The organism is Lentilactobacillus kefiri, from assembly GCF_009739535.1.
Classification (GTDB): domain Bacteria; phylum Bacillota; class Bacilli; order Lactobacillales; family Lactobacillaceae; genus Lentilactobacillus; species Lentilactobacillus kefiri.
Window position 1 is genome coordinate 1,621,183 of sequence record NZ_CP029971.1, and the last position, 16,518, is coordinate 1,637,700.

Below are 16,518 nucleotides of genomic sequence, written 5' to 3' on the forward strand. Positions count from 1 at the left end.
TACTTTATTAATCAGTGCAGAGGCGTTTGAGCGCTTCAGCATAAATGTCCATGGCTTTGTACATACTCTTGAGTTCCCAATTTTCATTGACTTGATGCATAAAATCAGGAGTTCCTGGAAGCATTGCACCATAAGCCACACAGTTATGCATGGTTCGGGCAAATGTTGCACCGCCGGAGATTTGTGGCTGCGTATCATCACCGGTTAAGTCTTTGTAGGTTGACATTAAAGTCTTGACCAGGTCACTGTCAGTTGGCACATACAGTGGAGCAACGTAATCAAATGCTTCGTAGTGCAAGTCATAAGGTTCAGCGGCTTTTTTGAGCTTTTCGATCAATTCATCGTGATCAACTGTGACAGGAATGCGCATGTCGACTTGCATCCTTGTCTCATTCTTATCGATTTTGAGACTGGAGATGTTCATGGTCAAGTGACCGGATTGCTGATCTTCAACATCGCCCAACAGGTTGGAACCCGTTGCGTCTTCTTTGAATTTCTTACCGAAGAAGTCGAGGACTTTGTTAGGAAAGACATCATCCAAGGCAATTGCCAAACGCAGTACAGCATTGGTTCCTTGAGGGGCATTCATGGCGTGAACGGCTTTCCCAACAACGGTAATGCCGTCGCTGCCGTGATCTTCATATTTGAACTCGTGTTTATCAAGGGATGCTTTGACTTCGTCCAGCTTTGGCCCATCGTACGGTGCCTTGGCAGGAACGGCGTTAAAGGCATTCTTCAAGTCAATTGAAAGGTCATCCATTCCAGGACCAACCAAATATGACTGTTCCAATCCTTTTTCCGCATAAATCAGTGGGAATTCCGCATCAGGCGCGATCCCGAAATCAATTGGGGATTCCTTCTTGTTATAGACAGCGATTCCCCGCCAAAGGGTTTCTTCGTCTGTACCAAAGATGAACCGGATGCGACAGTTGAATTGATAGCCACGATCGACCAGGGCCTTAACAGCAAACATTGCCGCCATTGATGGCCCTTTGTCGTCTTGAGTACCACGGCCATAAATATAGCCGTCTTTAATTGTTGCTGTGAATGGGTCAGAATCCCAGTCATTTGGATCACCGGCCGGAACGACGTCCATGTGGCCGATAATTCCAAAGATCTTATCACCGGAGCCAATCTCAGCGTAACCATAATGGCCTTCTGGATCTTTAAAAGTCTTAAAGCCATTTTCCTTGGCAATCTTCAAAACTTCAGTCAATGCATCATCAATTCCCTGGCCAAATGGTGTGGTTTTGGAAACGGTGTTTTGATCATAAGCTGAAGGTTTGCTGACTAAGCGTTTTAAACCTTCAACAGCTTCATTTTGTTCCTTTTCAGTGACTAATTTTTCTGACATTTTTGTTGGTGCCTCCTAAGTTGTGAAATTTGTGGTGTTTAGGTTTCATTTTACCTTGTGGAAACGTGTTTCGACGGACCTGACGCGGTTTCTAAGCTGATTTTGATTCAAGCCCAAGCCTGGGCTTAAACCAAAATCAGCTTAGAAACCGCGTCACCCAGTCCTTGTCGCACTCTAAATTATGGCCATTACCCCTAAGAATATTGCTGTAGCCAAGAACAGGTAAACCATCAATTTGAACATGAATTTCCACCAAGTGGTGATGTTGACGTGAGCAATCGTTAATGCCCCCATTACAACTCCTGAAGTTGGGGTAATCAGGTTAACCCAGCCGGATGCACTCTGATATGCAGTGACAACCAAGCTTGGGTCAACGCCGGCAAACTTACCCATTGGTCCAATGATTCCCATTGTTGCGGCTGCAAGGCCGGAAGTTGATGGAATCAGGAAAGACATTGGGATATAGAAGATATATGCCAGGATGATGAAGACAACTGAACCGAGGTTGGACAATCCCATCTCACCCCAGTGGAGGACGGTTGCGGTAATATTTCCATCGTTCATGACAACTTGAATACCACGCGCAACGGCAACAACGATGGCAACGCCCATGAAGTCACTCATTCCAGCTAAGAATGATTCAATAAATGTCGACTCCTTCATATGGAAGACGAACATAACCACGATTGCCATTAAGAAGAAGAGGGTGGTAATCTCGGTGAAGTACCATGAACCAAACGGTACTAGTTTTGAACCAATCAGACTGCCTAAGACAGGGACGCCTTGAATCCATTTGGTAAAGCTGGTAAAGAATGTCCAGCTCTTGTTGATTTGATCCCATGGAATCAAGCCCATGATCATGATTAAGAAGGTCAGGCCAAATACCCAAAGAACTGCTTTTTGACGGCCGGTCATTTTTGAACCGGGTTGATCTTCATGATTTAACGCGAATCGTTTCAAGTCTTCCTCACGTTGTTCGAACACAAGTGACTTGGAAGGATCCTTTTCAATTTTGGCTGCGTAACGGTAAACAAACAGGATACTGATTGCAACCACAATGACGAATAACACGGCCCGGGAAATAATTCCGTCACCGGGTGAAATATGAAGCGTCTGTGAAGCAACACCGGTCGCAAATGGGTTCACCGTTGATGCCAGACAGCCGACTTGAGAACCAACCAGCACGATGGCGACGGCTACCAGTGAATCAAAGCCGACTCCAATCATGACTGGAATTAACAGTGGGTAAAAGGCAATGGTTTCTTCGGCCATGCCGTAAGTTGACCCACCAAGTGCAAACAAAATCATCAGCAGGGGAATCAAAACTTTTTCCTTGCCTTTGTATTTTGAAACAACAGTCGCAATTCCATCATCCAAGGCCTTGGTTTGGTTAACGACACCCAAGAATCCACCAATGACCAGGATGAATAGTGAAACGGATATTGCACCTTCAGTCGTATCATTACCGACCATTCCATAAATTGGGGCGGAGAAGACATCCCAAATTCCTTGTGGATTTGAAGTAACTGCCTTATAAGTGTGGGCAATGATATTGCCGGCCTTATCGGTGTTGTACTGACCCGCGGGAATGATCCAAGTTAAAATAGCTACAAATATGATAATCAGAAATAAGATCGTGTACGCTGAAGGCATCTTAAATCGACGTTTCTTCGGAGTTGATTGTTGATTTTGCATATTGTTCACTTCCTTTTCCTTTACTGACTAGATTTTACAAAAAATCTATAAAGATTCTGTGAAGAAAATTCGAATTATTTATATAAAAATGAAATTATATAAAGGATTCACAATTCAGAACACTTATAGATCACTTGCACGCCCTTATTATAAATAAGGTGATATAAAATTTAAAAAGAAAGCGCTTGTATTTTTCTCATAATGCAAGAAAGGCAACAAAAAAGAGTGGCGGCAAGGAGGAAATCCTTGCTGCCACTCTTATATATTGATTATTAAGCAGTTTGTGTGATGCTTAATTATTCTTCGATATCACTAAAGAAGCCAAGTAATTCTTCTTTGGTTAAATTATCCTTTTCATCACCGGCAATATCGTAGGTGATCTTACCGTTATCCAAGACAATCAGCCGGTTACCATACTTCAACGCATCATCCAAATGGTGGGTGATCATCAGGCATGTAAGGTGATTTCGGGTAATTTGGTCATTCGTGGCGGTCATTAATTCTTGAGAAGTCTGAGGATCAAGCGCTGCTGTATGTTCATCCAAAAGGAGAATCTCAGGGCGCTTGATGGTGGCCATCAAGAAGCTCAGAGCTTGTCTTTGACCACCGGAAAGCTTTCCGGTAGCTGTGTTCAAACGATGCTCCAAGCCGTTATTCATCGTGGAGGTAATTTGTTTGAACTTATCCATGTGAGCTTTCAGATGACGAGGGCCGAAGCCACGGTGCTGACCGCGCTTTTCGGAAAGCAGCAGGTTTTCAGCAACCGTCATCCGTGGGGCAGTTCCCATCTTAGGATCTTGGAATACCCGACTCAAGAAGCGGGTTCGGCGCTCCACCGACATGCTGGTGATGTCACGGCCGTTTAGAAGGATCTGACCATGGCTGACAGGGATGTTGCCGCCGATGACGTTGAATAAAGTAGATTTCCCGGCACCGTTTGATCCCAGAATCGTGATGAAGTCTCCAGGAAAGACGGATAAATTAACGTGGTCCATAATGTTAATCTGCTCAGGGGTTCCCTGATTGACGGTGACGACAATATCATTTAATTGAAATATTGGCTCAGTCATGCTTGGTCATCCCCTTTGCTAAAGTATGGCGGATTCGGAAGCGTTTCTCCAAAACCGGGAACATCATGAACAATGCCAAGACGATGGCTGAAATCAAGTTCAAATCGTTGGCATTGAAGCCCATCTTGAGAACTAACAGAATGACAAATCGGTATAAAATACTTCCAATCGTAACAGCAATCAGTCGTTGATTCATCGTCAGGTCGCCAAAGACGACTTCACCAATAATGATGGAAGCCAAGGCAACAACGATGACACCAATTCCCATGTTAACGTCGGCAAAACCATTATTTTGGGCAACCAACGCACCACCCAAACCAATCAGACCATTGGAAACGCCAAGGCCCATAATCTGCATGGCGTCGGTGCTGATTCCCAGCGAACGCGCCATGTTGGGGTTATCACCAGTGGCGATAAAGGCTTGCCCGAGGTTGGTTTGTAGAAAGTAGACGATGAGGGCCGTCACGATTGCAACCACGACAATTCCCAGAACGACACTGTCAAAGTAAGGCGGTAGTGATTCCAAAAAGTGGTTTTTCAACATTGTCGGTTTGTCGAACAATGAAAGGTTGGCCCGGCCCATGATTCTCAGGTTAACTGAGTAGGCGGCGGTCATAACCAGGATTCCGGCTAACAGCACCGGAATCTTCCCTTTTGTATATAGCAAACCAGTGACTAATCCGGCCAGCATGCCGGCGACAAACGCAATTAAGGTTGCGACAAGTGGGGATGCCCCAGAGTAAATGGCTGCCACACAGGCTGCCGCACCCATGGGAAAGGTTCCTTCAACGGTCATGTCGGGGAAATCAAGGATTCTAAAAGTTAGGAAAAGGCCGATTCCGACAATTCCCCAGGTTAATCCCTGGCCGATGGCTGATACGATAATACTCATTTGATCAATTCTCCTTTTTGTTGGGCTTCCTTCAATAGATTTGCAGGAATCTTGATGCCCAACTTATTAGCTTGTTTTTCATTAATGATTAATTTTCCGTGACGGAAGAACTTGATTGGGGTGCTTGATGGCTTCTTCTTACCCTTCAAAATCTGAGCACTCATTTTACCAGTGGCAACACCCAATTGATACTGGTCGATACCATATGTGGCAACGCCGCCTTCTTTAACCATTGTGTCAACGGCAGGGAAGACTGGAACCTTGGCATTGTTGGCAGCACCAACCAATGTCTGCATTGCCCCGGCAATCGTATTGTCAGTCGGAACGTAAATGGCGTCAACTGAACGAACGGCTTGTTCGGCAACCTGAGTCAAATCGTTGGTGTTGGCAATTGAGTATGCTTTCAAATGAACGTTTTCCTGCTTGCACAATTTAACAAACATCTTATATTGGGCAACGGCTGAATCGTCACTGGAAGTATAAATGATTCCCAATGTCTTCATCTTTGGCATGAATTGCTTGATCATGTTGAGCTGTTCTTTTAATGGTGCCTGGTCGGAAACACCGGTAATGTTTCCACCTGGCTTGGTGTTGTTCTTGACTAAACCGGCACCCTTTGGATCAGTGATGGCACCTAAAATAACCGGTTTGTGGGTAATGGTGTTGGCTAATGCCTGAGCTGACGGGGTGGCAATTCCGATTGAAAGGTCGGCGTCCTCGTTAGCGAACTTTGTGCTCATTGTTTTCAAATTACTTTGATCATTTTGGGCATTTTGAAAATCGATCTTGATGTTTTTGCCAGGCTTGTAGCCTTCCTCTTCAAGTCCGTGGATAATTCCTTTGTGGATGGCATCCAGAGCTGGATGCGACATCAGTTGGAGAATTCCAACGGTTGGCTTGGCTTGCGTCTTTTGTTTCTGCTGGCCTTGGAAAAATGCAAAGCCCAGAATGACGACAAAGATTAATACAACGCCTGAAATTAAATATTTTTTCTTCATAATAGCTGTCTCCCTCAATATAAATAATTTATAAACCCATCATTAACGCGAACAAAAAACGAGTACTCCGGCCAGACCGAAATACTCGTGGTTAGTCGGCCTGCCGGAATCATCTGTACAGACCGTTCGTTTTCCGAAAGATTGCCGGTACAGATGCGTTCATGATCGCATGCTTAAGATCAAGTCGCATCTGTATCGATGTGACTTGTTACCGGCTTTGCCAACTGCGATTAACAAGTGAACTCATGACAATCTTTCCTTTCGTGATAGAATACCTATAATTTTAAATGATTGTGTATCTTTCGTCAACATGTGAGGTTGAATATTATGACAGAAATGCATGCATGATTTAACACGGCCGTAACGTCAGTATGATAACCTATTAGTGAAAGAGGGGGCTCGTTTCATGAAAAAATTTGTTAAACTTCTTGGCTTAATGGCTGCATTCGTTGTCCTGGCAGTCATCGCCAATCCTCAGTCGGCGCAAGCTGCCCACGGGGATTATCGCGTCAAAACATTGAAGACTTACCAGATAAAGACTAATTCAGGATCGGACGTTGCCTTTCACGCGACACCCAAGACCAAAGCAACTCTTTGGGTTAACCAGCAAAGCGTGAATGCAAAAAAGATTAAACCAGCCGTCTTCCATAAAAAGGGGATTAAGATTTCCAAGTATAAGACGACGACCTGGTTCGTTCAGAAGAAAGTCAGAATCTACCATCATTTAAAAAGTGCCAACTATTATTATGTCAATAACCGTTATGGCAGTATTGCTGGATACATACGCACAAATGCTTTAAAGCGTGGATTCAGCCCTTATGGTTACCAGATTACCAGCATCAAATGGTATGGAAAATACGATTCTTTCCACGTTAAAGACAGCTACAAGTCTAAGAACGTCTATATGTGGAATTACAAACACACCAAGAAAGTGGCCAACCTAAAGCATTATCCAGGTGCCAATTATGTTAAGACTGCCAATATTGTGATGCGCCACAATGGCAAGAATTCGAACTACGTTTATCTGGATGGCTCTCCTGATGGGACGTCCAAAAGCATTCATGGATATGTTCCGGCAGCTGCCATTACTGAAGGCTCGAACCCTGATCATACCGGCATGAACTACGTGCCAATCGATCAGTTCGTGAATAACACTGACTTTAGTAAGTACATTCAAACAGGTAAAAACCAAAAGTTGGCGAGAGAAATTGTAAAACTGTTTCCTAATTCACAGCCGGATCTAGGACTGTCAAAAATTGCCGTTTATAATTATGACCATTTCGATGACAGCATGAGCGGCGAATCGGATCCTACCAGCACCAAAGGCTATACTGAAATCAAAGCATTCCCGACCATTCAAAAGTGGTTGTATGCTCATCGAAAGGCATCGAATGCAACCAAGATTACCGGCATTAAAAAGCTGTTGGATAAGGAAGGCTACACTGCCAGCAAGCGGGCTTCACTTTCGGGTTACAAGATTGGGATTCAAATCGTCAACAACATTTCGTTCAACTATCCAGAGCATGATATGTTTGGGCGGAAAAACAGTTATACGTTTATTTTGGGGAAAGTTGATAACTAAATAGTTGAGAAATGAGAAGCCTCCCAGGATTACTTTTAACCTGGGAGGCTTTTATATTACACCTCAAATAATCTATGTGAAAAGCATTCCAATACCAAAGCTGATAAGGCATAATTAAGGAAGATTCTCGTAACAAATACCAGTGCAAAAAAATATTTTGAGGAGTTTATTATTATGAGAGTAAAAGTATATTATATTGGTCTAGATATCGGGACATCATCAATTGGTTGGGTAGTGATGGGGGAAGACGGTAAACCAGTGCGGGTTAAGGGGAAAACTGCAATTGGTGCACGTTTATTTCAAGAAGGACACGTTGCTGCTGATCGGCGTATGTTCAGAACCACTCGTCGTCGATTGAACCGTCGTAAATGGCGATTAAAGTTGTTGGATGAAATTTTTGATCCATACATTACACCTGTGGATTCAACATTTTTTGCCAGATTAAAGCAGTCCAACTTATCACCTAAGGATTCCCGTAAAGAATTTAAAGGTTCCATGCTGTTTCCAGATTTAACGGATAAACAATATCACGAAGACTATCCAACAATTTATCATCTTCGGCGTGCATTGATGACCGAAGATAAAAAGTTTGATATTCGCATGGTTTATTTGGCAATTCACCACATTGTAAAATATCGTGGAAACTTTCTTAATTCAGCAACCGTTGATACGTTTAAAGCGTCAAAAGTTGATTTTAAGAAGTCGTTTAACCAGTTAAACGAACTATATTCAGCAATTAACCCTGAAGATGCATTCCAGGTTGATATGAATAAATCTGATGAAACTGGGAGATTGTTCCTTGATTCATCGATTCGTAAGTTTGATAAGCAAAAGCAAATTTCCAAACTAATACCGGTTGTCGTTGAAGATAAAGAAGCCAAAAAATTAAATGGCAAGATTGCACTTGAAATCACCAAGGCAATCTTGGGGTATAAATCAAAACTTAATGTTGTTACTCAGACGGAACCAGAGGATCCTAAAAAGTGGGCGGTCAAGTTTGATGATGAAGATATTGATTCCAAACTTAACGATATCTTGCCAGAAATGGATGAAAACCAACAATCAATCGTTGAAATTATTCAAGACTTATACTCACAGGTTACTTTAAATCAGATTGTCCCAAACGGTATGTCGTTGTCTGACTCAATGATCAAAAAATACAACGACCATCACGAACATTTAAAACTATACAAGAAGCTGATTGACAATATTTCGGATACTAAGAAAAGATCGGCTTTAAAAACCGCTTATGATAAATATGTAGGTGACGATGGTAAGACCATTGAACAAGATGAATTCTATTCTAATGTTAAGAAGAACTTGGATGATTCCGATCTTTCAAAACAGATTGCTGACTTGATTGAAGCGGAAAAGTTCATGCCAAAACAACGTACGTCTCAAAACGGTGTTATTCCACATCAATTACATCAAAGAGAACTCGATGAAATTATTGAGCATCAGAGTAAGTATTATCCATGGTTTGCTGAGGCAAATCCCAATAAGCATGACTTACACTTAGCCAAATACAAAATCGAAGAATTGGTTGCATTTAGAATTCCTTATTACGTTGGACCAATGATTACACCTGAAGATCAGGAAAAGTCCAGCCAAACTATCTTTGCTTGGATGAAACGTAAAGAACCAGGTCAGATCACGCCATGGAACTTTGATGAAAAAGTTGATCGAATGGAGTCTGCCAACAGGTTCATTAAGCGAATGACGACTAAGGACACTTACTTGATTGGCGAAGATGTATTACCTGATCAAAGCTTATTATATGAGAAGTTTAAAGTGTTGAATGAATTGAATATGGTTCGCGTTAATGACCATCCATTGAAGGTATCTGAAAAGCAAGCGATATACCGTGACTTGTTTGAGAATCAAAAGCGAATTTCAGTTAAAAATTTGCAGAATTACGTTAAGTCAAAATCCGGATTACCGACTGGTCCGAAAATTTCTGGCTTGTCAGATCCTGATCACTTTAATTCATCATTAGGAACCTATAACGACTTTAAAAAGATGTTCGGAGACAAAGTCGATGACCCCGATCTTCAAGATGACTTTGAAAAGATGATAGAATGGTCGACTATTTTTGAAGACAAAAAGATTTTACGAGCAAAACTGGATGAGGTTGCATGGTTGTCAGATACGCAAAAGAATGAGTTCAAAGAAATCCGGTACCAAGGATGGGGACGCCTTTCCAAGAAACTTCTTACAGGTATTGTTGACGGAAATGGTCAACGGATCATTGATGAGTTGTGGAATACCAATAAGAACTTTATGCAGATTCAATCCGATGATTCTTTCGCCAAACGAATTCACGAAGCCAATGCTAATCAGATGAAGGCTACTGATGTAGAAGATGTTTTGGCTGATGCTTATACATCACCACAAAACAAAAAGGCAATTCGGCAGGTTGTTAAAGTAGTTGATGATATCCAAAAGGCAATGGGGGGAGTCGCTCCTAAGTTCATTTCCATTGAATTTACGCGGTCCGAAGATCGTAATCCACGGCGCACAATTTCTCGTCAACGGCAACTTGAAAATACTTTGAAAGATACCGCCCAAGCTCTGGTTAAGTCTATTAATCCGGACATTTTGTCAGAATTGGATAATGCTTCTAAAAGTAAGAAGGGGCTGACCGATCGACTGTATCTGTACTTTACTCAGCTTGGTAAAGATATGTATACAGGCAAGCCAATTAATATTGATGAAATTAGTAATTACGATATTGACCACATCTTCCCACAGGCATTTATTAAGGATGACTCTTTGAATAACCGGGTTTTGGTATCCAAAGCTGGTAACAATGGTAAGTCTGCAAATGTTCCACTCAAATTATTTGGTGCAAAAATGGGCGGATATTGGAAGCAACTGGCTGATGCTGGATTGATTGGGCAGCGCAAGCTAAAGAATTTGCAGACCAACCCTGATACCATAAGTAAATTTGCCATGCATGGATTTATCCGCCGACAATTGGTTGAAACCAGTCAGGTTATTAAGCTGGTTGCCAATATTCTTGGAGATAAGTATCGAAATGACGATACGAAGATTATCGAAATTACGGCGCGGATGAATCATCAGATGCGAGATGAGTTTGGCTTTATCAAGAATCGGGAAATTAACGATTATCATCATGCCTTTGATGCTTATCTAACTGCCTTTTTGGGTCACTATCTCTATCATCGTTACATTAAACTGCGGCCTTACTTTGTCTATGGTGACTTTAAAAAGTTCCGTGAAGACAAGGTTACGATGCGTAACTTTAACTTCCTGCATGATTTGACTGACGATAAGCAAGAAAGAATTGCCGACACTGAAACTGGTGAGGTAATTTGGGATAGGAAACGTTCGATTCAGCAGTTGAGGGATGTTTATCATTATAAATTTATGCTGATATCGCAGGAAGTATTTTCTTTAAATAAGGAAATGTTTAAGCAAAAGCTATTTCCAGCAACGTTGGCAAAAAAATCTAAGCTTATTCAAATAAAGAAGGATAAGCCTGTTGATATTTATGGTGGATACAGCAATAATACTGATGCATATTTAACAGTGGTTAAACTTAAGGGTAGTAAGGAAGACAAGTATAAGATTGTAGGCGTTCCAATGAGGGCACTTGATAATTTAAAACATGCCGAAAAAGAGAGCCCACAATCTTATACAGCAGAACTGAGGAAAGCACTTGAACCGCAATTCACAAAGATTAAGAAAAATCGGAAGACTGGCGAAGTTTCTAAAGTAGTCACAAATTTTGATATTGTTCTTGGACGACTTTTCTATCGCCAAATGGTCATTGATGGTTCCGAAAAATCTCTGATTGCAAGTTCAGTTTATCAATACAATGCAAAACAACTGGTACTTTCTGATCAAGCCATTCGGACTATAAGTGATCAAGAAGGCATTGATGAATTTGAATTGAGTAGCCAATATGATAAAGTTTATGACGAAATCGTTCAAAAAGTTGAAAAGTTATTGCCAATCTTTCAACATCGACATTTCCAGGAAAGATTAAATAATGGAAAATCCTTATTTGTAAATTTACCAGTACACGATGTGTACGAAGGAAACAAATTGGAACAAGTTGGGAAAAAGCATATAATCAACTCAATTCTTGGTGGGATTCATGCAAACGCTGATAGGCCTGACATTGACTTGTTTGGGATTAAAAACTTAGGTCAATTCAGTTCCACAAGTGGCATTAATCTTTCATCGGACGCAATTATCTGTTATCAGTCACCTACAGGCCTGTTTGAGCGACGTGTTGTGTTAAAAGATTTGTAACAAAAAAGGAATCATTCTCCAAATCGAAGAATGATTCCTTTCGCTTATGTAATGCCCATATAATGGGTCAAAAGTTGAAACTCCGCGCAAAGCGCATTGCTTGATTTTAACACAGGATGTTAAATCAATAAGGTCAAACATATTGGGAGCTACCCAACACAAATAATATACCTCAATAAACAAATTGAGGCAAGGGGGAATTTTTAATGGGATGGCGTTCAGTGGTTGTATCTCAACATGCAAAAATGTCATATTCATCAAGAAATATGATTGTTCAGACAATGGATGGAATTAACCAGATACCAATTGAGGATATTGATCTTCTCTTGGTATCAACCACCCAAGCCGTGATTACTACTGCTTTAATTAGTGAATTGGTCAAAGGACAAGTCAAAATTATCTTTACTGATAATGCAAGTGAACCGGTGTGTGAAACCGTTGGGTATTATCCAAATAATCGGGATGTAGATCTGATTAAGAAACAGTTCAATTGGGATGAGAAGCGGCAGCAGGTGCTTGGGACAAAAATTGTGGCTACCAAAATTATCAATCAGATTAATGTGTTAGCGATATACAAGATTGATAATCAGAATCTGATGGATGAACTCGATAAACTCGAAGTTGATGATGTGACTAATCGAGAAGCGGTGGTAGCCAGGAAATATTTTCCACTCTTATTTGATAACAAGTTCAGTCGACGTGACTTTTCACCGATTAACGCTGCTCTTAACTATGGGTATTCAATACTTCTTTCCAACATTAATCGGGAAATCGTTTCGAATGGGTATTTAACCTATCTTGGAATTCATCATCACAGTAACGATAATCAATTTAATCTGGGTTCAGACTTAATGGAACCCTTCAGACCCGTAATCGATTACTGGCTGGCTAATCAAAAGTTTAAGGAGCTCACACCGGATATCAAGTTTGGCTTGGTGGATTTATTAAACTTGGAATTAACATTTAACGGTAAAAATATGTTGTTCCGTAATGTCATTACAGAACATGTTAGAAGTTGTCTTAAATATTTGAGTGGCGAGATTGATGAAATTCAAATAGAGGTGGAACTAAAAAATGAGGTACCGAATAATGCGATTAATGGTAATGTTTGATTTGCCGGTTGAAACCAGTGAGGATCGAAGAAACTATCGAAAGTTCCGAAAGTCACTGATTAACGAAGGCTTTTTGATGATTCAGTACTCCGTTTATGTCCGAGTCTGTGTTAATAAGAAATCTGCTGACTTTATGGAAAAGAGGATTGCCGCACTTGCACCGCCAAATGGATTGATTCAATCATTAATTATGACTGAAAAACAATATAATGATATGCATTTTATTGCAGGAAAACCCAAACAGGATGTCCGTAATTCTTCGGAAAGGACGATTATACTATGAAAATTTCTTATGCAGCGCACAAAGAAATTCAGATAAATGATCAGCATCCTACTGTCATTGCCACTAATAATCCAACGGTTTATCATGATTTGATTGTTGGCCTAGGGGTATTTGATGATAAGGTTAAAATGTATGATGACAGTTTTAATGCTGTAGAAATAAAAGATGCCGTCGATTGGCAGGGCGATGTTGGCTTAAACGGAGGAGTTAGTGAAAAATATAATTCGAATATTCTCAAACAATTGGAAACTGTTCTGACGGATGATCAACGAAAATCAATCACGGATATCAATAACCAGTTGTATACGCTGATTCAACAGTGTCTCTTCATGATTGATTTGCCACTGGAAGTTACCTATGATTGGGATCTTAAAAAGCTGTTTAAGTACTGTAAGATTCACTTTAATTCGCAAACCATGCAGAACCCATATGCTATAATTGAATCAATTATCAAAATCCATTTAGAGTGTGGATTGAAGTCGGCTGTTGGCTTAACTAATGTCGCTCATTATCTTAATCAGCAGCAGATAAATGACTTGTCCAAGCTTGTAAGTTCCACTGGAATCTCGACAATATTAGTAGCGTTCACAGATTTGAAGTCACAGGAGCTTTATACAAATTGTGACTTCTACTACATTGACGAGGACTTTGTTGATTGGCATGCATAACTTATTAAAATCGGATTATAAAAAAGCGGTTTTAGAAGGATGTTAAATCAATAAGGTTAAACCCACTGGACTCCCACTTAGCACTGAAAGCCGCGTTTTAGAAGGATGTTAAATCAATAAGGTTAAACCCCTGATGATCGACCATTTGACGTTCAAAATCGTTTTAGAAGGATGTTAAATCAATAAGGTTAAACCCCTGTGATGTGGTCGTTACTGACCACCATTCGTTTTAGAAGGATGTTAAATCAATAAGGTTAAACCCACAGATCAATATACACGGCGGCGCTTGAAAGTTTTAGAAGGATGTTAAATCAATAAGGTTAAACCCCGATAATTTGCGGATGTTTGAAGCTTGGATGTTTTAGAAGGATGTTAAATCAATAAGGTTAAACCCGTTTACTGATGAGTCTTCGTTTTACTGCCCGTTTTAGAAGGATGTTAAATCAATAAGGTTAAATCCTGACCAATCTCAAGGCTCAGAACGCTTGTGGTTTTAGAAGGATGTGGTTAACCCCTGACGAACAGAGAATTGCCCATATTGCCAGTTTTAGAAGGATGTTAAGTCAATAAGGTTAAACCCATAGCATGTGTTATGTTTGACTATCTTGCTGTTTTAGAAGGATGTTAAATCAATGAGCTTAAGTTTTAGCTCGCTTGGAGGATCTCCCCAGAATTTCGTACGAAATTTTATAAACGATCCACAACAAATAACGAGTTCTTAGATTAGCAGTTAGCTGATCCAAGAACTCGTTTTGTTATCTCTATTTAATCAATTCCTTCGCCAAAGCATATCCCAACTTCTGGGCAGTTTGTGGTGTTGGATGAATTTCGTGATCCTCTAAAGTGACGTCCTTGTTTTCGTTGGTAATGATATGCGGTGCAAATTGGTTGAAGTTAACAACTTTGGCACCCAGAGACTTGTACGCCTTGGCTTCGGCGACTCGTAAGTCGTGGTAAGTGTAGCCATACATGTCACTCATGCTATCGCGGTTCATGCCGTTCAAGTCATAACGAGAGATTGGCAAGATACCGTAAACTTTAGCGGATGGGTTCAACTTCTTAATGACTCGGATATTGTAACGTAAGTGACGAATGACGTTCTTCAAACTCCCGGAATTCGAGTAGCTTGTGTAGTCATTGGTCCCGATATGAACAAAAATCATGTTCATATGCTTAATCGCTGTTTTATGAGCCTTAATCGCTGCCGATAAGTCTTGGGGAACCAAGGTTGTGCCAAGATAAGCATAACGATTACCAACAATTCGACCACTTGGGCAGGCGAAGTTTTCAACCTTGGTATTGGTCCCAAGATATTTAGCCGTCCAATCAGGATACGAGCTGTTTAAGTAGAAGTGATAACCGTCCCAACCGGCAGGAATCGAGTCACCAAAGACCCCAATTCGTTTGCCGGTAAATTTAGTACCAGCCGCTGCCAACTTGATATGGTAGGATTTGGCGGTAATATTTTTAACTTGGGACTTCAAAACCCAGTACGTATGCTTATTATCGCTGTTGGTAACCCGATAAACGACCTTAGCCTTGCCGCCATAAATTAGCTTGGCAGCTTGATTCCGATACCAAGGGGTGTTACCAAATTGTTTGGTGCTGACCGTTTTGGACAAGTGCACGTCAGTATACAGCTTTGCGCCTTTTCTCAACGCGAATGCATGGGGCTTTGCCTGAGTCGTATATGCAACTTGGACGCCTGATTTATTGGCGGTTGGGTGACTATAGACACCGAATGAAATTAATGCCACAACAAACGCTGCGACAAATAGTTTTGTATGTTTGTTAAAGAATTTGATCATTAAATTTTCTCCTCAGAAAACTAAACGTAAGCTTGATAGTTAGGCATTCAACAACCTAATTTATAACGTCTATCATATAATATCTTTTGCTGAGTTTCCAATTATATGTCAAACTAATTCAAAATTTAATAAATTCAAATAAAAGTTAATTTCCATAGCGGAATCTTAAATATGCCGGCCACGCATCATCGGGATTGCCAGTGACATGGTGGTTATTCCAACGATGATCAGGGTCAAAATGGGCACTAAGAATGAGACCACCAAGGCTGCGAGGATGCCACCATAAAGCGGCAGTCTGAACTTGAGTGACGAGGTTGGATCTTTCTGCATTTCAGGGTTGTCTTTGCGGACTTGTCGGTTCATCAGCTGAAATGAGATTGACCACAGCAATAAGATGATGGAATATGTAATTTCGGGCAACATGCTGTTGGAAAATTCCCCAATCCAAGCAGTCGTAAACGGCGTCAATGTCATGAAGAACAGCCAGACACCGTTCCACGCATAAGTTGCCGTGGAAATCACCTTGGCTTTTTGAAATATTTTATAGTGTGAATACCAGACGACATAGATCAAGACAAAACTGACCAGATATGCCAAAAAGACTGACCATAGGCTGGTCAGATCAGACAGCGACGTGATCTTTGGCACCCGCAGTTCCAATACCATGATTGTTGCTGCAATTGCCATAATGGCATCGGTAAAAAGCTCAAGTCGTGGTTTGTTCATAGTAACCACCTCGGCTTTAGTATAGCATCACGGACTCAATCGTTTAAAA

At 41.0% G+C, this 16,518-nt stretch carries 12 protein-coding genes and 1 CRISPR repeat array; of the genes, 5 read left to right on the plus strand and 7 right to left on the minus strand.

Features of this window, described 5'->3' with window-relative positions; translation table 11 throughout:
- Positions 1–7: 7 nt before the first annotated feature.
- The 5 genes from DNL43_RS07615 to trpX form a co-directional block, all read right to left on the minus strand.
- Positions 8–1,354 (minus strand): M20 family metallopeptidase, encoded by a 1,347-nt coding sequence (locus DNL43_RS07615; RefSeq protein WP_056982096.1) that lies wholly within the window; start codon positions 1,352–1,354, stop codon positions 8–10.
- 174 nt (positions 1,355–1,528) lie between these two features.
- Positions 1,529–3,049, minus strand: a complete 1,521-nt coding sequence (locus DNL43_RS07620) for a YfcC family protein (RefSeq protein ID WP_054769115.1) — start codon at positions 3,047–3,049, stop codon at positions 1,529–1,531.
- A 296-nt stretch (positions 3,050–3,345) separates the two neighbouring features.
- Positions 3,346–4,119, minus strand: a complete 774-nt coding sequence (locus DNL43_RS07625; protein ID WP_056982095.1) for an ABC transporter ATP-binding protein — start codon at positions 4,117–4,119, stop codon at positions 3,346–3,348.
- Positions 4,112–5,011, minus strand: coding sequence for an ABC transporter permease (locus tag DNL43_RS07630; RefSeq protein ID WP_054769116.1), 900 nt, complete (start codon positions 5,009–5,011; stop codon positions 4,112–4,114). Before DNL43_RS07630 ends, DNL43_RS07625 begins: the two co-directional genes overlap by 8 nt.
- The gene (trpX, locus tag DNL43_RS07635; protein WP_056982093.1) at positions 5,008–6,009 is read right to left on the minus strand and encodes a tryptophan ABC transporter substrate-binding protein; all 1,002 of its coding nucleotides are present in this window, start codon (positions 6,007–6,009) and stop codon (positions 5,008–5,010) included. Before trpX ends, DNL43_RS07630 begins: the two co-directional genes overlap by 4 nt.
- A 406-nt stretch (positions 6,010–6,415) precedes the next feature.
- On the opposite strand from trpX, the gene DNL43_RS07640 reads away from it, so the two are divergent.
- The 5 genes from DNL43_RS07640 to csn2 all read left to right on the plus strand — a co-directional run bounded on the left by DNL43_RS07640 (position 6,416) and on the right by csn2 (position 13,935).
- The gene (locus tag DNL43_RS07640) at positions 6,416–7,591 is read left to right on the plus strand and encodes a hypothetical protein (protein WP_056982091.1); all 1,176 of its coding nucleotides are present in this window, start codon (positions 6,416–6,418) and stop codon (positions 7,589–7,591) included.
- A 174-nt stretch (positions 7,592–7,765) separates the two neighbouring features.
- Positions 7,766–11,872: a type II CRISPR RNA-guided endonuclease Cas9 gene (cas9, locus tag DNL43_RS07645; RefSeq protein WP_056982089.1), complete on the plus strand. Its 4,107-nt coding sequence runs from the start codon at positions 7,766–7,768 to the stop codon at positions 11,870–11,872.
- 206 nt (positions 11,873–12,078) lie between these two features.
- Positions 12,079–12,984, plus strand: coding sequence for a type II CRISPR-associated endonuclease Cas1 (cas1, locus tag DNL43_RS07650; RefSeq protein ID WP_056982087.1), 906 nt, complete (start codon positions 12,079–12,081; stop codon positions 12,982–12,984).
- On the plus strand, positions 12,962–13,267 hold the full coding sequence (gene cas2, locus DNL43_RS07655; protein WP_082619736.1) for a CRISPR-associated endonuclease Cas2: 306 nt from the start codon (positions 12,962–12,964) through the stop codon (positions 13,265–13,267). The genes cas1 and cas2 overlap by 23 nt, the downstream gene beginning before the upstream one ends.
- Positions 13,264–13,935, plus strand: coding sequence for a type II-A CRISPR-associated protein Csn2 (gene csn2 / locus DNL43_RS07660; RefSeq protein ID WP_054769119.1), 672 nt, complete (start codon positions 13,264–13,266; stop codon positions 13,933–13,935). The genes cas2 and csn2 overlap by 4 nt, the downstream gene beginning before the upstream one ends.
- Before the next feature lie 28 nt (positions 13,936–13,963).
- A CRISPR array of direct repeats spans positions 13,964–14,581; the repeat unit is 36 nt; unit sequence GTTTTAGAAGGATGTTAAATCAATAAGGTTAAACCC.
- Between the two features lie 115 nt (positions 14,582–14,696).
- Here csn2 and DNL43_RS07665 read toward each other — a convergent pair.
- Together DNL43_RS07665 and DNL43_RS07670 are read right to left on the minus strand one after the other, a co-directional pair.
- Positions 14,697–15,743, minus strand: a complete 1,047-nt coding sequence (locus DNL43_RS07665; protein WP_056982085.1) for an SGNH/GDSL hydrolase family protein — start codon at positions 15,741–15,743, stop codon at positions 14,697–14,699.
- Between the two features lie 165 nt (positions 15,744–15,908).
- Positions 15,909–16,469 (minus strand): TMEM175 family protein, encoded by a 561-nt coding sequence (locus DNL43_RS07670; protein ID WP_054769120.1) that lies wholly within the window; start codon positions 16,467–16,469, stop codon positions 15,909–15,911.
- Between the last annotated feature and the right edge of the window lie 49 nt (positions 16,470–16,518).

Bases quoted from the DNA above. Each gene is read 5' to 3' on its own strand.
- DNL43_RS07670 (WP_054769120.1), bottom strand. From the start codon at position 16,469: ATGAACAAACCACGACTTGAGCTTTTTACCGATGCCATTATGGCAATT.
- cas2 (WP_082619736.1), top strand. From the start codon at position 12,962: ATGCGATTAATGGTAATGTTTGATTTGCCGGTTGAAACCAGTGAGGAT.
- DNL43_RS07630 (WP_054769116.1), bottom strand. From the start codon at position 5,011: ATGAGTATTATCGTATCAGCCATCGGCCAGGGATTAACCTGGGGAATT.
- trpX (WP_056982093.1), bottom strand. From the start codon at position 6,009: ATGAAGAAAAAATATTTAATTTCAGGCGTTGTATTAATCTTTGTCGTC.
- cas9 (WP_056982089.1), top strand. From the start codon at position 7,766: ATGAGAGTAAAAGTATATTATATTGGTCTAGATATCGGGACATCATCA.
- cas1 (WP_056982087.1), top strand. From the start codon at position 12,079: ATGGGATGGCGTTCAGTGGTTGTATCTCAACATGCAAAAATGTCATAT.
- csn2 (WP_054769119.1), top strand. From the start codon at position 13,264: ATGAAAATTTCTTATGCAGCGCACAAAGAAATTCAGATAAATGATCAG.
- DNL43_RS07665 (WP_056982085.1), bottom strand. From the start codon at position 15,743: ATGATCAAATTCTTTAACAAACATACAAAACTATTTGTCGCAGCGTTT.
- DNL43_RS07640 (WP_056982091.1), top strand. From the start codon at position 6,416: ATGAAAAAATTTGTTAAACTTCTTGGCTTAATGGCTGCATTCGTTGTC.
- DNL43_RS07625 (WP_056982095.1), bottom strand. From the start codon at position 4,119: ATGACTGAGCCAATATTTCAATTAAATGATATTGTCGTCACCGTCAAT.
- DNL43_RS07620 (WP_054769115.1), bottom strand. From the start codon at position 3,049: ATGCAAAATCAACAATCAACTCCGAAGAAACGTCGATTTAAGATGCCT.
- DNL43_RS07615 (WP_056982096.1), bottom strand. From the start codon at position 1,354: ATGTCAGAAAAATTAGTCACTGAAAAGGAACAAAATGAAGCTGTTGAA.